The sequence below is a fragment of the Roseovarius salis genome, assembly GCF_044472985.1.
Taxonomy (GTDB): Bacteria; Pseudomonadota; Alphaproteobacteria; order Rhodobacterales; family Rhodobacteraceae; genus Roseovarius; species Roseovarius salis.
The window spans coordinates 51,778-67,054 of record NZ_JBISDG010000001.1 but is presented as its reverse complement, the minus strand read 5'-3'; the positions used below and the strand labels follow the sequence as shown (position 1 = coordinate 67,054).

General features: G+C 68.6%; 14 protein-coding genes. 8 read left to right on the top strand and 6 right to left on the bottom strand.

The window, feature by feature from the left end:
* Positions 1-9: 9 nt before the first annotated feature.
* Together ftsH and ACH13J_RS00320 are read left to right on the top strand one after the other, a co-directional pair.
* Positions 10-1,944, top strand: a complete 1,935-nt coding sequence (gene ftsH, locus ACH13J_RS00325) for an ATP-dependent zinc metalloprotease FtsH (protein WP_397541314.1) — start codon at positions 10-12, stop codon at positions 1,942-1,944.
* 109 nt (positions 1,945-2,053) lie between these two features.
* A complete protein-coding gene (locus tag ACH13J_RS00320) occupies positions 2,054-2,383 on the top strand; it encodes a hypothetical protein (RefSeq protein WP_397541313.1) in 330 nt (109 codons plus the stop codon).
* A gap of 10 nt (positions 2,384-2,393) precedes the next feature.
* Here the strand turns inward: ACH13J_RS00320 and polX are convergent, their stop codons facing one another.
* The 3 genes from polX to ACH13J_RS00305 all read right to left on the bottom strand — a co-directional run bounded on the left by polX (position 2,394) and on the right by ACH13J_RS00305 (position 5,080).
* Positions 2,394-4,112 carry a DNA polymerase/3'-5' exonuclease PolX gene (polX, locus tag ACH13J_RS00315; protein ID WP_397541312.1) on the bottom strand — a complete coding sequence of 573 codons (1,719 nt, stop codon included), beginning with the start codon at positions 4,110-4,112 and terminating at the stop codon, positions 2,394-2,396.
* 52 nt (positions 4,113-4,164) lie between these two features.
* Entirely contained in the window at positions 4,165-4,356 is a 192-nt protein-coding gene (locus tag ACH13J_RS00310; protein ID WP_397541311.1) for a hypothetical protein, read from the bottom strand.
* Between the two features lie 64 nt (positions 4,357-4,420).
* Positions 4,421-5,080: an endonuclease gene (locus ACH13J_RS00305; protein WP_397541310.1), complete on the bottom strand. Its 660-nt coding sequence runs from the start codon at positions 5,078-5,080 to the stop codon at positions 4,421-4,423.
* A 221-nt stretch (positions 5,081-5,301) separates the two neighbouring features.
* On the opposite strand from ACH13J_RS00305, the gene ACH13J_RS00300 reads away from it, so the two are divergent.
* Together ACH13J_RS00300 and ACH13J_RS00295 are read left to right on the top strand one after the other, a co-directional pair.
* The gene (locus tag ACH13J_RS00300) at positions 5,302-5,994 is read left to right on the top strand and encodes a class I SAM-dependent methyltransferase (RefSeq protein ID WP_397541309.1); all 693 of its coding nucleotides are present in this window, start codon (positions 5,302-5,304) and stop codon (positions 5,992-5,994) included.
* The gene (locus tag ACH13J_RS00295) at positions 5,991-6,701 is read left to right on the top strand and encodes an FkbM family methyltransferase (protein ID WP_397541308.1); all 711 of its coding nucleotides are present in this window, start codon (positions 5,991-5,993) and stop codon (positions 6,699-6,701) included. The genes ACH13J_RS00300 and ACH13J_RS00295 overlap by 4 nt, the downstream gene beginning before the upstream one ends.
* A 27-nt stretch (positions 6,702-6,728) precedes the next feature.
* Here ACH13J_RS00295 and ACH13J_RS00290 read toward each other — a convergent pair whose 3' ends face one another.
* Positions 6,729-7,517 (bottom strand): alpha/beta hydrolase, encoded by a 789-nt coding sequence (locus tag ACH13J_RS00290; RefSeq protein WP_397541307.1) that lies wholly within the window; start codon positions 7,515-7,517, stop codon positions 6,729-6,731.
* Positions 7,514-8,356 (bottom strand): hypothetical protein, encoded by an 843-nt coding sequence (locus ACH13J_RS00285; RefSeq protein ID WP_397541306.1) that lies wholly within the window; start codon positions 8,354-8,356, stop codon positions 7,514-7,516. Before ACH13J_RS00285 ends, ACH13J_RS00290 begins: the two co-directional genes overlap by 4 nt.
* Positions 8,357-8,488: 132 nt before the next feature.
* Here ACH13J_RS00285 and ACH13J_RS00280 point away from each other — a divergent pair, with 132 nt between their 5' ends.
* The 3 genes from ACH13J_RS00280 to ACH13J_RS00270 all read left to right on the top strand — a co-directional run bounded on the left by ACH13J_RS00280 (position 8,489) and on the right by ACH13J_RS00270 (position 11,151).
* Positions 8,489-9,571: a GSCFA domain-containing protein gene (locus tag ACH13J_RS00280; protein WP_397541305.1), complete on the top strand. Its 1,083-nt coding sequence runs from the start codon at positions 8,489-8,491 to the stop codon at positions 9,569-9,571.
* A complete protein-coding gene (locus ACH13J_RS00275) occupies positions 9,561-10,376 on the top strand; it encodes a hypothetical protein (RefSeq protein ID WP_397541304.1) in 816 nt (271 codons plus the stop codon). The genes ACH13J_RS00280 and ACH13J_RS00275 overlap by 11 nt, the downstream gene beginning before the upstream one ends.
* A gap of 100 nt (positions 10,377-10,476) precedes the next feature.
* Positions 10,477-11,151, top strand: coding sequence for a methyltransferase domain-containing protein (locus ACH13J_RS00270; protein WP_397541303.1), 675 nt, complete (start codon positions 10,477-10,479; stop codon positions 11,149-11,151).
* A 10-nt stretch (positions 11,152-11,161) separates the two neighbouring features.
* Here ACH13J_RS00270 and ACH13J_RS00265 read toward each other — a convergent pair whose 3' ends face one another.
* Positions 11,162-13,171: a hypothetical protein gene (locus ACH13J_RS00265; protein WP_397541302.1), complete on the bottom strand. Its 2,010-nt coding sequence runs from the start codon at positions 13,169-13,171 to the stop codon at positions 11,162-11,164.
* Positions 13,172-13,256: 85 nt separating this feature from the next.
* On the opposite strand from ACH13J_RS00265, the gene ACH13J_RS00260 reads away from it, so the two are divergent.
* The gene (locus ACH13J_RS00260; protein ID WP_397541301.1) at positions 13,257-15,275 is read left to right on the top strand and encodes a glycosyltransferase family 2 protein; all 2,019 of its coding nucleotides are present in this window, start codon (positions 13,257-13,259) and stop codon (positions 15,273-15,275) included.
* Positions 15,276-15,277 lie beyond the last annotated feature (2 nt).

Sequence of the window (15,277 nt, the reverse complement as noted above, 5' to 3'; positions counted from 1 at the left end):
AGGTCATTGATGGCGGACGAGCCTCGGCAGACGCCGGACCCGGGCACCCCGCCGCCGGGCGGGGCGCGGGCGGCGATCGTCGTCTGGGTGGCGAGCATCCTGCTGCTGATCGTGTTGGGCGCGTTCTTTGGCGGTCAGCCCGTCGAAACCGTTTCCTACAGCGAAATGAAGGAGATGATCCGCGGGGGCACGGTCGAGCGGGCGCGCCTTTCGGAGCAGGAGATCACCGCGTGGACCGGCACCGAGGGCCCGGGCGAGGGGCCGATGTACCGGGCCGTTACGCCGGTGCAGGACGATCCCGAGCTGCTTGCCCTGCTGCAGGAGCGCGGCGTCGATGTCACCGCCCGGCGCAGCGGGGGCGGGGCGTTCCTGTTGTACCTCATCCCGTGGATTCTGATCCTTGGCTTCCTTGTCTGGTCGCAGCGGCGGATGAGCGACCAGCTGGGCGGGGGGCTCGGCTCCGGACGGCTGGGCGGCCTGTTCAGCGGCCGCTTCTCCAAGCCGACGGAGCAGGCGACGGGGATCACCTTCGACGACGTGGCAGGGCAGGATCAGGCCAAGCGCGAGGTGGCAGAACTCGTGGAGTTCCTGCGCGACCCGGAGCGCTTCCAGGCCGTCGGCGCGGAGGTGCCGCATGGCGTGTTGCTGATGGGGCCGCCGGGCACGGGCAAGACGCTGCTGGCCAAGGCGCTGGCGGGGGAGGCGGATGTGCCGTTCTTCTCGACCTCCGGCTCGGAGTTCATCGAGGTCTTCGTGGGCGTGGGCGCCGGGCGGGTGCGCAAGATGTTCGAGGCGGCGCGCAAGGCGCAGCCGGCGGTCATCTTCATCGACGAGCTTGACAGCATCGGGCGCACGCGCGGCACGGGCCTGGGGGGCGGGCATGACGAGCGCGAGCAGACGCTCAACCAGATCCTGGCCGAGCTGGACGGTTTCGGCGGCAAGGAGGCGGTCGTGGTGCTCGCTGCCACCAACCGGCCCGACGTGCTCGACCCCGCGCTGCTGCGCCCGGGCCGGTTCGACCGGCACGTCACGCTGAACCTGCCTGACAAGGCCGCGCGGCGCGCGATACTGGGAATCCACGCGCGCAAGCTGCCGCTGTCCGATCCGGGGGATCTCGACACCATCGCGGCCGGCACGCCGGGTTTTTCCGGCGCCGACCTCAAGAACCTGCTGAACGAGGCGGCGATCAACGCCGCGCGGCGGCGTGCCAGGACCGTCTCCGGCGAGGACCTGCAGGAGGCGCGCGACAAGGTGATGATGGGCACCGTGCGCACGCTGGCCATCCAGCCCGAGGAGCGCCACAGGCTGGCGGTGCACGAGGCCGGGCACACCGCGGCGGCGTATTTCACGCCGGGAACCGACCCGCTTTACAAGGTCACGATCATTCCGCGGGGCAGCGCCCTTGGCGGGACGCACATGCTCAGCAAGGAAGAGCACCATACCCTGCCCGAGGCGTATCTGCGCGCGCAGCTGGTCGTCCTGCTGGCCGGTCGCGCCGCCGAGAAGTCCCTGATCGGAACGGTGAGTTCCGGCGCCGACGACGACATCAAGCGCGCCACGGGGCTGGCGCGGTCGATGGTTGCACGCTGGGGCATGGCCGACGAGCTGGGCCCGATCGACCTGCGGCAGCGCGAGGATCACCCGTTCCTCGGTCAGTCCATCGCGCAGCCGCGCGAACATGCCGATGAAACCGCGGCCCGCGTGGATGCCGCGGTGATGGCGCTGCTCAAGGAGTCCGAGGCCACGGCGCGGGCGCTCATAGACGACCACAGGGAGGAAATCCTGTACCTCGTGCGTGAACTGGAGGCCAAGGAGTCGCTGGATTTCGGCGAGATCGAGAGGTGCCTTGCCTCCGGCGGCAAGGTGCGTGCGATCGGCCACAAGGACGGGCCCGAGCCCGGCGGGAACAGCGCGGGAGGCGAGGATGGGCGCAACAGCGTCTAGCCTGCGTGGCAGCACGATTGCCGCGCGGTCCGCGCCGGTCTAGGCTGTGCGCGCGGATGCAAAGCGCCCGGGCGCCCGCATGTGAAAATCGCCAGCCTGCGAGGATGACATGAGCGACGAGATCATCAGACTGTCCGACAACCCCATCACCCCGGCCGACCACAGGCGGCTTGAGAGTTACGGCGCCCACGTGATTCAGCACGGATGGGCCACGCGTTTCACGTGGTCGGAAGAGGACGGCGACCCGCGGTTCGACATTTTCCGCGGCGGCGCCGACGAGTGGCTGGCGGTGCGCATCGGCCGGCACCGTGAAAAGCACGAGTTCTTCGCGGTGGACTCGGAAGGGGCAGAGATCGTGGCCGGCACGATCGACCACGTGATGGCGCGGCTCGACGCTTTCTTGCAGGACGGCGGGGACGGGCTGCCACCCGGGGCCTGACCGCCGCGCTTCAACGCCGGAGGCGGGCCAGCAGTTCCTGCAGGGGACGCGTGTTCAGAACGTCGGCGGCCTCCAGCCACCCCCGCTGTGCCTGTGCGATGCCAAAGCGCATCATGTCCAGCCCCTGAACCGAATGCGCGTCGGTCCCCACCGGCACCGCGAGGCCGATGTCGCGCGCCATCTTGCAGCGGCTGTCGTCGATATCCAGCCTGCTGGGATGTGCGTTGAGTTCCAGCCAACAGCCGCGATCCAGAGCGGCGCGCATGATCCTGTCGAGGTCGATGGCGTAGGCCGGTCTCTCGTTGATGAGCCGGCCGGTCGCATGGCCCAGGATCGAGAAATGCGGGTTGTCCATGGCGCGGATTACCCGTTCGGTCTGTTTCTCGCGCGACAATCCGAACTGGCCGTGGATCGAGCACACGGTATAATCCAGACGCGCCAGCAGGTCGTCGGGGAAATCCAGCTTCCCGTCCTCCAGTATGTCCACCTCGCTGGATTTCAGCACCGTGATGCCGTCCAGTTCCTCGTTGAGCGCGTCTATCTCGTCGATCTGCGCGGCCAGCGCCTCCGCGCTCAAGCCGCCGGCCACGCGCTGGCTGCGGGAATGGTCGGTGATGCCGATATAGGCATAGCCGCGGTCGCGGGCCGCCTCGGCCAACTCGCGGATCGAGTGGCTGCCGTCACTGGCCGTGCTGTGGCAGTGCAGGTCGCCACGGATGTCCTCCAGCCTGACGGGAACGGGCAGCGCGCCGTCCTCCGCCGCCGGGATCTCGCCACGGTTCTCGCGCAGGGCGGGCGGGATGAACGGCAGGCCGAGCGCCTCGTATAGCCCTTCCTCGGTTTCGCCGGCGATGCGGTTGCCGTCCTCGAAAAGCCCGTACTCGTTCAGTTTCCAGCCTCTGGCAACGGCGCGGCGGCGGCAGGCGATGTTGTGTGCCTTGGACCCCGTGAAATAATGCAGCGCCGCGCCGTAGCTGACGGCGGGCACCACGCGCAGATCCACGCTGAACCCCGATTGCAGGATGACCGTGGCGCGCGTGCTGCCCTGCGAGACGATGCGCGCCACCTCTCCATACTCGGCGAAACCGCCGGTGACATCGTGCCCGCGTTTGGCTGTCACCAGAATGTCGAGATCGCCCACGGTTTCTTTGCGCCGGCGGTAACTGCCCGCGATGATCGCCTTCTTCACCCCTTCGAGGGCCTCGACATGGCTCATCAGCGGGGCGGCGATATGCTCGGCATCGATAAGACGCCGCCGCGTGCCGGCGCTCTCCAGCCGCTGCAGGCCGTCAAGGATGTTGGCCTCGGATTTCGCGCCGAACCCCTTCAGCTCGCGGACCTGCCCGGCCTCGGCGGCCTTTCGCAGCTCGTCCGGGGATTCAACGTCTAGCGCCGCGTGCAGCGCGCGCACCCGTGCTGGGCCCAGCCCGGGCACCCGCGAGATATCCGAAAGCCCCGGCGGCACGCGGGCCTCGACCTCGTCGAGCAGCGATAGCGACCCGGTTTCGACCAGCTCCGCGATCTTGTCGGCGAGGTCCGCGCCGATGCCGGGCAACTCCGTGAGGTCGGCGCCGTCGGCGATCATCGCACCGGCATCGCGGGGCAGGCCGGCCACGGTCGAGGCGGCGGTGCGGTAGGCACGGACGCGGAACCGGTTCGCCCCTTCGATTTCCAGCAGGTCCGCGAGCCTGCGGAAGCGTTCTGCGATATCGGCGTTGTGCAGGGTCATGCGCGGTATCGCGCGGCCGGCGCGGCAGGCCGGGGCCTGCACGCCGTCCGCGTCAGACCTCGTCGGGCGGGGTAAGCGGCTGTTCACCCGGCGGCAGCGGCACCTCGCCCGGCTGGCCGGGCGGTGTCTCGGTCGGGGGCGCCGGGGTTTCTTCGGGCCGTTGCGGTGTCTCGTCGGGTTGGTCAGGCTCCTCCGGGGGCACCTGCGGCTCGTCGGGGCCGGGCTCTTGCTGGTATGCGGTCATGTCGTCGCTCCTTTCCGGATGCTTGCAACCACGCCGGTCATGATCCCAAAATCGCGGTGTCTTGTCACCGGTCCTCCGCCTCCGTGCGCAGTGTTTCGAGATCGTCGGCCAGATCGGCCCGCACCAGCGCGGCCACGAGGCGCGAAAACTCGGGGCGCGGCACGAGGCGGGCCAACCCCTCGGCGGTGTCCGGCAGGCCGAGTGCGCGCGCCGCGGCCAGCGTCTTGCGGTCGGCGTAGGGATAAAGCTCGTCCCAGACGGCCTGCACCTCTCGCAGGAAGATGTCGGCACCCACGTCGCCGATGCCCTTGAACGCCTTGAGCCGCCGCCGTTCGTCGGCCACGTCTTGGCCGGCACGCTCGCGCAGGCGCCGCAGGTCGCCGCCGTACTCGGTCAACAGCTGCTGCGCCGTCTCGCCCAGCATGCGCGCGGTGCTTTCGTCAAAACGGCCATAGCCCGCGCCGCCCAGCACGCGCACGCGGTCCTGCCAATGGCTGTCTGCCATCTTGGCGGGGGTGGTCCATCCCGCGTCCTTCAGCGCGCGGGCGGCCCGAACGGCGGTGCCGGCCGATATGCGCGCACTCATCAGAAGCGCGGCGCAAAGCCATTGGAACAGGGGTGCCGGCGTGCCGCGGTCGAGCCTGATGCGCAACTCGGTGCAGAACGTGCGGCCGTGGCGATCGAGCAGCAGCGCGACCAGCCCGGTGTGCAGCGCGGGCCTCATGCGGCCTTTCCGGCCTGGCGGTCGCGGGGTGGGGTCATCATCCCTCTGTTTCTTGCAGTAAACAGCGTCTCATGATGGTCAGCCTGCCACAATGCTGCCGCTTGGGCCATGACGTGCCGCCGGGCGCGGGTGGCGGGCGGTCAGAATTCACTTGCCCGGCCTTCGCGACAGGCCCTAGGATTTCCGCCGAGGCACCGGGTCGGCAAGCAGGGGGCATCGGCGTGCGCGCTAGGGTTCAAAAGGCATTCGAGGACCGTGACTGGTCGGTTGGCGGAAAGTGGCCGGTTTCCGGTCGCGGCTCGACGCTGGAGAACACCGAGCGGCTGCGCGCCGCGTTGCCGGGCCTGCTTGGGCGCTACGGGGTCGCGACGTTCATCGACGCGCCCTGCGGCGACTGGTCATGGATGCAGCACGTGGATCTGGGTGGTGTGGAGTATGTCGGGGCGGACATCTCCTCGAAGCTTGTCGATGCGAACAGGACCCGCCACGCCGGGCCGGGCCGGACATTCCTGCATCTGGACATCACCTCCGATCCACTGCCCGAGGGCGACCTGCTGATGTGCCGCGACTGCCTGTTCCACCTCAAGACGTGGCTGCGGTGGGAATTCTTCAGAAACTTCGCGCGGTCGGGGATCGGCTACCTGCTGACCACCGTCGTGCAGACCCCGCAGAACCGCAACCTGCGCAACAACGGCGGGTTCGCCGCGCTCAACCCGATGCTTGACCCCTACAATTTCCCCGAGCCCGTCGAGATCGTGCCGGAGACGGCCGAGGACCTGACCGTGGCGGAGATGGCGCGGCATAACGACGGCCCGCGCCACCGCGCCTCGTTCCTTTGGCGGCGTGACCAGGTTGCCGCAGCGGTGGCCGCGCATGACGCGCGCACGGCGGCGGGCACCGCCGAGGGCGCATGACCTCGGATCGGGCGATGGTTCTCTCGAACGGGTTGCGCTTTCCCGACGACCCGAACGTCATGACCGGGCGGCTGAGAACCCTGTTGTCGCGCGGCAACTACGAGGCCAGCGAGGCCCGCGCGCTCAAGGCCTTCGTGGGGGCGGGCTCCTCGGTGGTCGAGCTGGGCGCGGGGATCGGTTATATCTCCACTGCCGCGATGTGCCATCACGGGGCGCAGGCCGTGACCTGCATCGAGGCAAACCCGGTGCTGTGCGATTACATCCGGCGGGTACACGCAGCCAACAACGTGTCGGGCGGGCGGGTGCTGAACGCGGTCGCCCTGCCGGGGCCGCCGCGGCCGGACATGCCGCACAGCCTGCCGTTCCACGTGGCGCGCCCGTTCTGGTCGTCCTCCATGGAGCCGCCGAAGAACCTGCCGAGCGAGGAAATCGAGGTGCCGACCGTTTCGCTCGATGCGGTTCTGGCCGAGGCGCGGGCTGACGCGTTGATTTGCGATATCGAGGGCGGGGAGGGCACGCTGTTCGAAGAGGTGGATCTCGGGCCGGTCCGCTTCGTTCTGGTGGAGCTGCACACAAACCGGATAAAGCCCGAGGGGGTGGTCAACCTGTTCGAGGCCATGCACAGGCATGGTTTTTTCTATCATCAGCAGGCATCGGGGGCCGGTGTTGTGCTGTTCAAGCGGTTCCGCCCGGCGCGTCCGCGTTGACGGTCGAACAGGCCGTGGCGTTCACGTCTAAAGTCCCGCCAGAAACCCCGTGATGCGCCGGTAGGCGTCGCGCGCGGGCTCGTCTCGGGACAGCCTGATACGCCCGTGCTCCTGTTCCGGCGCCTCGACGAGGTCCACCCACGCGCCGCCGCGCGCCGCGATTTCGCGGATCGCGGCGATGTCCACGCGCGGGTCCGAGGGGTTGTGCAGGGCATGCACCGGGGCCAGCGCCGGGGCGTAGAGATCGGGATAGGCAAAGCCGCCCGAAATGCTGACCACGCCGCGGATCGCCGGGCGGCACAGGCCGAAGAACCCGCTGAGATGCACCACGTTGAAGGCCGTGATCGCCCCCGCGGAATTGCCGCCGAGCGCCACCCAGCCGGAGAGGCCGAACCTGTCGCGGTTGTCCATCAGCCAGTCCAGCGCCGTCAGCGCATCTTCCATCGCGGCGAGCGCGGAGGCGCCCGAAAGCCCCTTGCGGAACCATGGCAGGCGGTGCTTTTGCAGCGCCTCCAGACGGTCGGCAACGACGGGCGACAGGTCGGGGCGCGCCGCGCGAAGCCGGTAGTTGATCGCGGCATAGGCATAGCCCGCCTTGGTCAGCCAGCGCGAATCCGTGCGGTGCCCGGCCCATGCCTTGTCGCCGTGTGAAAACCCGCCACCATGAATCCAGACGACCAGCGGGACAGGTTCTCCGGCCCGTCTCGGCAGGCTGAGGTCGAGATGCAGCGGCTCCGCCGCGCCGCGGCAGGGCGCGCGGCCATACGCAACGTCTTCGTGCCGGATGTAGTGATCCCCGGTTTCCACCCGCGTCATGCGCGGTCCCTGAGCGGGGGCACGGGGGCGGCCTCCGGCGCGATGCCGTGCTTCTTCAAAAGCGCGTCGATATAGCTGCCTTCCTCCGGCAGGCCGCCCAGCCCGGCGAGGAACTGCTTGATGCGGCGTCCGTAGAAATGCACCGAGTACGTGTCGGGACGGATGAAGCTCTCGATGCGGTCCCGCTTGGAGGCAAAGCCCATCTTGCGCCTGTGCTTGAACGGCACCGGGTAGAGCCCGTGGACGGGCAGGGCGTGCCGTGCCTCGCCCGTCTTGTGCAGGTAATGGGTGATGGCATGGGGCCCCCAGACGCCCCACGGCATCTCGCTGACATGCACCGGATCGCCCGCGGCGGCGCGCTCCTCCAGCCGTGCAAGCTCGGCGCCGGCGTACCACTCGGGGATGGCGTGCTCGTCCTCGGTCATCCGCAGCAACGCCGACAGGGCAGGGCTGTCCGGGGGCAGCCCCAGCACGCCGCCATTGATATGCTGGCCGGATTCCCAGCCGAAGAAATGGCCCGTCCGGGTCGCGAACGGTCGCAGGCAGTAGGCATCGGTGTCGGCCCAGATCACGCCGGCGCGCTTGCGCAGCAGGTGGTAGCGGAACACGTCTGAAAAAAGCGCCGGGCTGCCGGTGCGCCCATGGGTCAGGAACTCGTCGCGGGGCAGGATCTCGTTGCCGTCGGAAAGCACGATGCCGTCGGGGATATTCTGTACCGACCCGTAGTGATACAGCCGCACCCTGTGCCCCGCGTCGCGGAACGACACCGCGCAAAGCTGTTCCATGTAGGACAGCGGCCCCCCGACCCACAGCATCGCGATTTCGATATCCGTGCCCATGCAGCCCGCGCTCGCGCCCCGTGTCCACTCGTGTTTTGCCCAAGCAATAGCCTGTTTCGGGTGTCTGAACAATGCGCATGACATGACGGCCATGCAGGGTTATCATCCGCCCAGAGAGCAGACCACGATACCATGACGGGCACATCCCCCTATTCGGATCTCGAACCGGCCGCGTTCTGGCGCCGCGCGGTCGCCGAACCCGGGATATTCGGGTTGAGCGGGCTTTGGCGGTCCTGCTGGGTTCTGCCGTCGGATGCCCGTTTCGTCACCTACGGGTCATGTTTCGCGCAGCATATCAGCCGGGCCCTCGTTGCGCGCGGCCTGAACTGGCTCAATGCCGAGCCGGCGCCACCCGGCCTGCCGGAGGCGGAGGCGCGCCGTTTCAACTACGGAATCTTCTCGGCCCGGACGGGCAACATCTATACCGCGCGGCAGCTGTTGCACTGGGCCCGGCTTGCGGCCGACCCGGCGCGCGCCGGGCAGGAGGAGATCTGGACCGAGCCGGAGGGCCGTCACCGTCCGGCGCTCTGCCCGGTCATCGAGCCTGACGGTTTTGCCAGCGCGGCCGAGGCCGCGGCCGCGCTTGAGGGCACGGCGCGTGCCTTTCGCCGGTCGGTCGTCGAAGCGGATGTATTCGTGTTCACCTTGGGCCTGACGGAGGGCTGGCGCAACCGGCAGACCGGGGCGCCCTACGCCATGTGCCCGGGAACCATCGCCGGCAGCTTCGACGCCGGGCAGCACGTTTTCGAGAATGCCGGCTACCCGTCCGTGCGTGCCGATCTGGAAGAGGCGGCCGGGCTCCTTCGGGGTCTGAACCCCGCGCTGCGGGTGCTTTTGACGGTTTCGCCCGTGCCCCTGACCGCCACCGCGTCCGGCAGCCATGTCCTGCCCGCGACGGTCTACTCGAAATCGACCCTGCGCGCCGTCGCCGGCGATCTGGCAGCCGACATGCCGGAGATCGATTACTTCCCCTCCTACGAGATAATCGCCGCCCCGCCGGCCCGGGCGGCTTTTTTCGCGCCGAACCTGCGCAGCGTCGAGCCGCCCGGCGTGTCGCTGGTGATGTCGCATTTCTTTGCCGGGCTGGACCTTGGCGGGCCGGCGCGTGGCGGCCCGCCCACACGGCCGGCCGACGCGGCGGACATAGACGCCAGCCTCGCGGAAGAGGATGTCGTGTGCGAGGAGTCGTCGCTGGGGGCTGCCCATGACGTATGATCCCCTGCCCGGACCCGTGCCTGACGGGGCGATGCCCCGCGCGATACTGGTGGGCGACAGCCACGTTCTTGCCTTGCAACAGGGGTGCGAGGCACTTGGGATTCCTGTCGCCATGCTCAAGAGCGGCGGAATTCACTGGAACGCCGGCAAGATCCGGGTGTTCGCCCCGAGGCGCCGCAGGACGCCGGTGATGCCCAAGCTGGAAAGCGCGGTGCGGGCACTGGAGCGGCAGCTTTCCGTGACGGACGTTTTCGACAGTGGCCTGCCGGTCATCGCCTCGGTCGGGTTTCATGTCGGTCATCTGGCGCGCGGCTTCGGCGGGGCGGGCCATGTTGCCGGACGCCCCCCCGCGGGCTTGAGCGTGGAGGAAACCGACGGGTGTCTCTTTGCCTCGCAGGCGGTTTTGGAGGCATTCGTGAACGCCCGGCGCGCGCGGCATTTCAAGCTGCTGTCCCATATCGCGGGTAAGTGCCGCCTGACGGTGGTCCTGCCGCCGCGTGCGCCGAAGAACGAAGGCAAGATCAGGTTCCGCCACAACATCGAGGCGCTCACGAGCTGTATTGCCGGCCGGCTGACGCGCATGGGGCTGGAGGTCTACGACCCCAACGCCGAATTCGCCTGGGACGGCACGCCGCTGCCCTGGAGCCTCGTCAACGAGGACGGTTTTCACGGTACGCCGGAGTATGGCCTGCGCGTGGTCGAGCGTCTGGTGGCGCGGGGCGCGCTGGAGACCGGGGCCGCCCCGGCCCGTCTCGTCGGCCAAAGCGCACCGCGCGGGTCGGGCGCCCTTTCCGGCGGAGGTTGATCCGCGCCTGCATGGGCCGCTAAAGGAAAGGGATGATACGGCGCCGGGCGGCGATACGGCCGGCGCGCTTGCTTGGACGGACGTACCAGAGAGGGCCCAGATGAATTCGGACAATCCGCTGCGGTCGCCGGGGTTCACGGCGGACGGGACCTTCGGCAAGGTGGAGGGGCAGGGCTTCAGCCTGTTCCAGTATCCTGATTACGCAACCTACCGGGAAATCCAGCAGGAGGGTAACCGCCGCAAGCAGGGCTGGCAGTTCGTGCCGCAGCGCCACATCACGCTGTGCGCGGAATTCGTGAACGCGTCGGTGGGGCCGGTAAGCTTCGGTATCTGCCACGGAACCCGCTCCGGCGCCGAACAGGCATGGTTTGCCGAGGCGCTCGGCGGCGCGCGGGTTATCGGAACCGAGATATCGGAAACGGCGCACGAGTATCCCGACACGGTCCAGTGGGATTTCCACGACCCAAACCCCGATTGGGAGGGCGCGGCGGATTTCGTCTACTCGAACTCCTGGGATCACGCGTTCGAGCCGCTGCGCGCGTTTTCGAGCTGGCTGCAGAGCCTGCGGCCGGGCGGCGTGATGTTGCTCGATCACACCGACGGGCATTTCCCCCGCAACGCCAACAAGCTGGATTCCTTCGGGATCAAGCGCCGCCGTTTCCAGCGCCTGCTGGACGAGGAATTCCGTGAGGTCGCCGAATTACTCGAGCCGCTGGATTTCACCGAGGTCAACCCCGACTATCCCGCGCACGTGATCGTCCTGCGGAAACGCTGACGCCCGCGGGCTATTTCGCCGCCTGCTTGAGGTAGCGTTCCTTGCGGTTCACGAATTTCTGCTGCGTGGGCGCGATCTCGGCCGCGCGGTCGAGCGCGGCGGCCGCGGCTGCGCCGTCGCCCATGTCCCGGCACAGCTCGGCAAGCTCGGCATGGATCAGCGCCGTGGTCTGATCGATGGCCGACGCGGCCTCCCACGCGGTGCGCGCGCCCTGCGCGTCGCCCGCCATGCGCCGGAACCGCCCCAGCAGGTAGTGCCAGTAGGGCTGGTGCTTGCTGGCCTCGGCCAGCGGCAGAACCAGATCCGCCGCCGCCCCGGGCTGCCCGGCCATGGCGCGGATCTCGGCCTGTCTCTTGGTCACCAGCGGGGCGCCGGGCATGGCCTCGACGCTGCGGGCATGTCGTTTCAGCGCGCCCGGCGCGTCGCCCATCCGGGCCTGCACCAGCGCGCAATAACTTTCCCTTTCGGCCGCGCCGGCTTCGTCCTGCTGCGCGGCGAGCTTGTCATGGATTTCCTGCAGGGCCTTTTCGTTCTTCACCACGCGCTCGGCCTTGCCGTCCATGACGAAATAGGGCCATTCGACAACGAGGCTCGAAAAGTCGAAGGCCCGTCGCCGCAGGAACTTGTTCTGCACCAGAAACATGTTGGCGCGCATGTAGGGCACGCGCAGCGCCTGCACCACGGGCATGGAGAAGGGCAGGGGCCGCTCCGGCTTCAGCCGGCGGCGGTTGATCATGAAGCTGCCCACCACGGTCACGTCGGGCAGGAACGGCTTCTGCCAGAAGGCCCTGAGGAACGTCCGGTGACAGCGCACAGCCTTGCCAAGCGCGCCGAGGATGAGGGCGTGTACCGCCGTCGCCGCGGCGTGCGATTCCTGCCACAGGTTGGGATCGCGCAGCGCCTGCCCCATGTTCTCGTGCGCCTCGTCCCAGCGTTTGAGGTAGACGCAGCTGATGGCGTGCAACAGCGGCACGAAGGCGTTGGTGGCGCCGCTTTCCTTGACGATGCGACCGATCTGCCATGCCTCCTCCTCCCGGTCCTGCTGAGGGAGGCGGCCGGCCAGCTTGGCATAAAGATGCGCGGCCTCGCTCACGGTCACGAAGTTGTCCGTGCCCCCTTTCAGCCGGTCCAGCAGCGCGTCGTAGGCCTCGTTTCGTTGCGGTCCGTCGAGCACGTCGACGAAGCGCAGCCGTTCGCGCCCGCTGAGCCGGGCCGCGGCGCGGCTGAAGGCGCTGACGGGCGGCGCCACGATCTGACCGGCCCGCGACATGGCGTAGAGTTCAAGAAAGTCGCGCTGCGCCACGGTGCATCCGGACAGGTCCACGATGTCCTCGACGCCCTTCACCTCGGGATGCGCGGCCTGAAAGCGCGCGCGGCTTTCGGGCTGGTCGGAGAAAACCAGCGCGACGGCGGGCTTCTGCTCTCGCAGGTGGATGGAGTAAAGCTCGTCCGGCTCGATCTTGGAGGGCCATTGCTTGTGCATCCACGGATCGACATTGAGAATGTCCCCCCGGCGGATGTGATAGGCCACGCTCTGCCCGCCGGCATCTGCCAGCGCGGCGTCGATGCTGGCGATCCGCTCGGCCACGAATGGGTTGAAGCCGATTTGCCGGATCAGGCCGGGAAAGCGCGCGCGCAGCGCCTGCTTGTCCTCCCACGGGAAAGTGACGATGTCGAACCCCTCGTCGAGCATGACGTGTCCGCCGGCCGCGAGGTGCGCCTCGAGCGGCTGGGGGGTCTTGTCGTCGAGGAACTTCCAGATCGGTTCCACGCGGTCCTGCAAGGCGGCGTAGGTGTCGTTGTCGACGAAGTGCCGCGCCATGAACGCCTCCGAGAACAGGTCTTCGGGGTTGTCCAGCGTCGGCGCGTCGGCGCCGGGAGGGAACCAGTTGTAGCGAAACTCGGTGTCGTAGTCCTGCGCCAGCCGGATGGCGGTGAGGATCATCAGCAGGCGCGCGCCCAGCTGGTCGCGGCGCTGGCCGAAAAAAAAGCCTCGTCCGGGGGGCTGTGAACTGGTCATGAACGCCTCTGATGGGTATACTCGTCAGGAAATACAAGAATTTGCGGGAAGACAACCCGCGACCCGGCGAGCGGAGCAGTGTTCCATGGACAAACCCGCGCAAGTGCTGTTGACGACATGGCTCGACCACCCGGGCACGGCCTTCGTGGAGTGGGTTGCGCATCACCGCGCACTGGGGGCAGATCGCATCGTGGTGTTTTTGTCCGACGCGCTTGAGGCGCCGCAGCCACTGGCCGCCGCGCTGGAGCGTGCTGGGATGATCGAGACGCGCTTCATCGCTTTCGACAGTGCCGAGGCGGGCGAGACGATCCGCAACGCCGCGATCCGCGCCGCCGAGCTGGAGGCAGGCGAGAGCGGGGGCTGGGGGGTGTTCCTGGCCGCCGACGAGTATCTCGTGCTGCCGCGCCACGACACGCTGCCCGCCCTGATGCAGCAACTCGGCACGGTCCATGCGCTGTCGGCGCCCGTCCGCCGCTTCTTTGCCGAAACGCTGACGCGGGCCCACGTGCCCGGCCCGGTGCTGTCGCGGGCCGGGAACCGCGCGCCCGACCCCGCGCCGGATGGCACCGGATGCCGTGAATGGCGCAGCGTGGTCCGGCTGGGATTGTGGCCGTCGCGCGTGCCGGGCTTTCCCACCGGCGAGGCGCGAACCGGCCTGCGCCGCCTGCGCTGGCTGAACGGGTCGGGCGCGCGCATGCCCACCCCGCGCGGCGACCGGACATGGCAGCGCGACGCGCGGGCCTTCGGGGGCGATCTGGCGCAGGTCGCCCGCGTCCCGGTGCCCAGTGTCGAGACGCTGTTGTTGAGGGCGGCCTACGTCCACCCGCCCAAGGCGCAGGCCATGGCCGAGGACCTCATCCCGCTGCTCGAGGCGGCGCGCGGCCCGCGTGTGGCCGACGATAGTCTTGCCAAGGGGGCGGACGCGCGCGAGGCGGAAATCGGCCGCATCCTCGCCGATCCGTCCGTGCGGCAGGCATATGATGCCCAGTGCGCGGAAGAGGCCGAGCGCATCGGCGTCCAGTCGCGCAAGCACGGGCTCTGGCGGGCCGTGCTGGCATGGCTGGATGGTGACGCCGCCGCCGGTCCCGGGCCTGCTGCCGCGGCCCCGGCCCCTGATCCGGACCCGGCCCCCCCGGTCCGGGCGGCTCCGGCGCGGCCTGCACCGGCCGCCGATTCCGCCGCGCCGGTCAAGGAACATTCGCGCGTGCCGGACGCGTTCGCCCGCGTTGCCACCGACCCGCCGCCGCCATGGTTCGCCGAGATCTATCCCGGCGGGAACAGGCAGGGCTTCTTCACCCGTCTGGAAAACCATGCCATCGTTCACATCGAGCGTGATCCCGATACCCTGATCGTCACGTTCGACAACCTGTCGAACGTGCACGACATCTCCTACGGGCGGGAGCCATGGGCCTATCGTTTCGTTCGCGGGGCAGGGTATTCGCATCTTGCCGTGATCGCCCGGCGCAAGGACTGGTACCGCGACGCGCAGTTCATCGAAGAGTTGCGCGGACTGGCCGACAGGGGCCTGTTTTCCCGCTACAAGAAGGTCGTGATGGCGGGCACATCGATGGGCGGGTTCGCGGCGCTGGCGTTTTCGTCGCTTGCGCCCGGCTGCATCGTGCTGGCTTATTCACCGCAGACCACGCTCGACCAGGATCTCGTGCCGTGGGAAGAGCGTTTCGACATGGGGCGCGAGCGGAACTGGAGCCTGCCCTATTCCGACGCGTCCTTCGAGATACAGGAGGCGCGGAAGGTTTATGTCGTCTATGACCCGTTCTTCGAGCCGGACAGGCGGCATGTGGAGCGCCTGGAGGGTGACAACGTGGTTCCGCTGAAATCGTGGTTCGCAGGGCATTTTTCGGCCGTGTTCGTCCGCCGGGCCGAGCTGATCAAGCCGCTGTTCCAGATGGCCATCGACGAGACGCTGACCGAGCCGGCCTATTACCGGTTGCTGCGCGGGCGGCGGTCGCTGCAATGGTACCGGCAGGCGCTGGAAAAGCGCGCGAATGCCACGGGTCATCCCGGGCTGGCCAGCCGCGTGGGCCCGGCGTTCAAGCGCCTGCGCCGACAGCGCCAAGCCCGACAAGCGCCACAGGAGGCCTGAGC

Excerpts from the sequence above, each read along its gene's own strand:
- ACH13J_RS00265 (WP_397541302.1), bottom strand. The coding sequence starts at position 13,171 with ATGACCAGTTCACAGCCCCCCGGACGAGGCTTTTTTTTCGGCCAGCGC.
- polX (WP_397541312.1), bottom strand. The coding sequence starts at position 4,112 with ATGACCCTGCACAACGCCGATATCGCAGAACGCTTCCGCAGGCTCGCG.
- ACH13J_RS00310 (WP_397541311.1), bottom strand. The coding sequence starts at position 4,356 with ATGACCGCATACCAGCAAGAGCCCGGCCCCGACGAGCCGCAGGTGCCC.
- ftsH (WP_397541314.1), top strand. The coding sequence starts at position 10 with ATGGCGGACGAGCCTCGGCAGACGCCGGACCCGGGCACCCCGCCGCCG.
- ACH13J_RS00320 (WP_397541313.1), top strand. The coding sequence starts at position 2,054 with ATGAGCGACGAGATCATCAGACTGTCCGACAACCCCATCACCCCGGCC.
- ACH13J_RS00290 (WP_397541307.1), bottom strand. The coding sequence starts at position 7,517 with ATGACGCGGGTGGAAACCGGGGATCACTACATCCGGCACGAAGACGTT.
- ACH13J_RS00305 (WP_397541310.1), bottom strand. The coding sequence starts at position 5,080 with ATGAGGCCCGCGCTGCACACCGGGCTGGTCGCGCTGCTGCTCGATCGC.
- ACH13J_RS00280 (WP_397541305.1), top strand. The coding sequence starts at position 8,489 with ATGACGGGCACATCCCCCTATTCGGATCTCGAACCGGCCGCGTTCTGG.
- ACH13J_RS00285 (WP_397541306.1), bottom strand. The coding sequence starts at position 8,356 with ATGGGCACGGATATCGAAATCGCGATGCTGTGGGTCGGGGGGCCGCTG.
- ACH13J_RS00270 (WP_397541303.1), top strand. The coding sequence starts at position 10,477 with ATGAATTCGGACAATCCGCTGCGGTCGCCGGGGTTCACGGCGGACGGG.
- ACH13J_RS00295 (WP_397541308.1), top strand. The coding sequence starts at position 5,991 with ATGACCTCGGATCGGGCGATGGTTCTCTCGAACGGGTTGCGCTTTCCC.
- ACH13J_RS00275 (WP_397541304.1), top strand. The coding sequence starts at position 9,561 with ATGACGTATGATCCCCTGCCCGGACCCGTGCCTGACGGGGCGATGCCC.
- ACH13J_RS00260 (WP_397541301.1), top strand. The coding sequence starts at position 13,257 with ATGGACAAACCCGCGCAAGTGCTGTTGACGACATGGCTCGACCACCCG.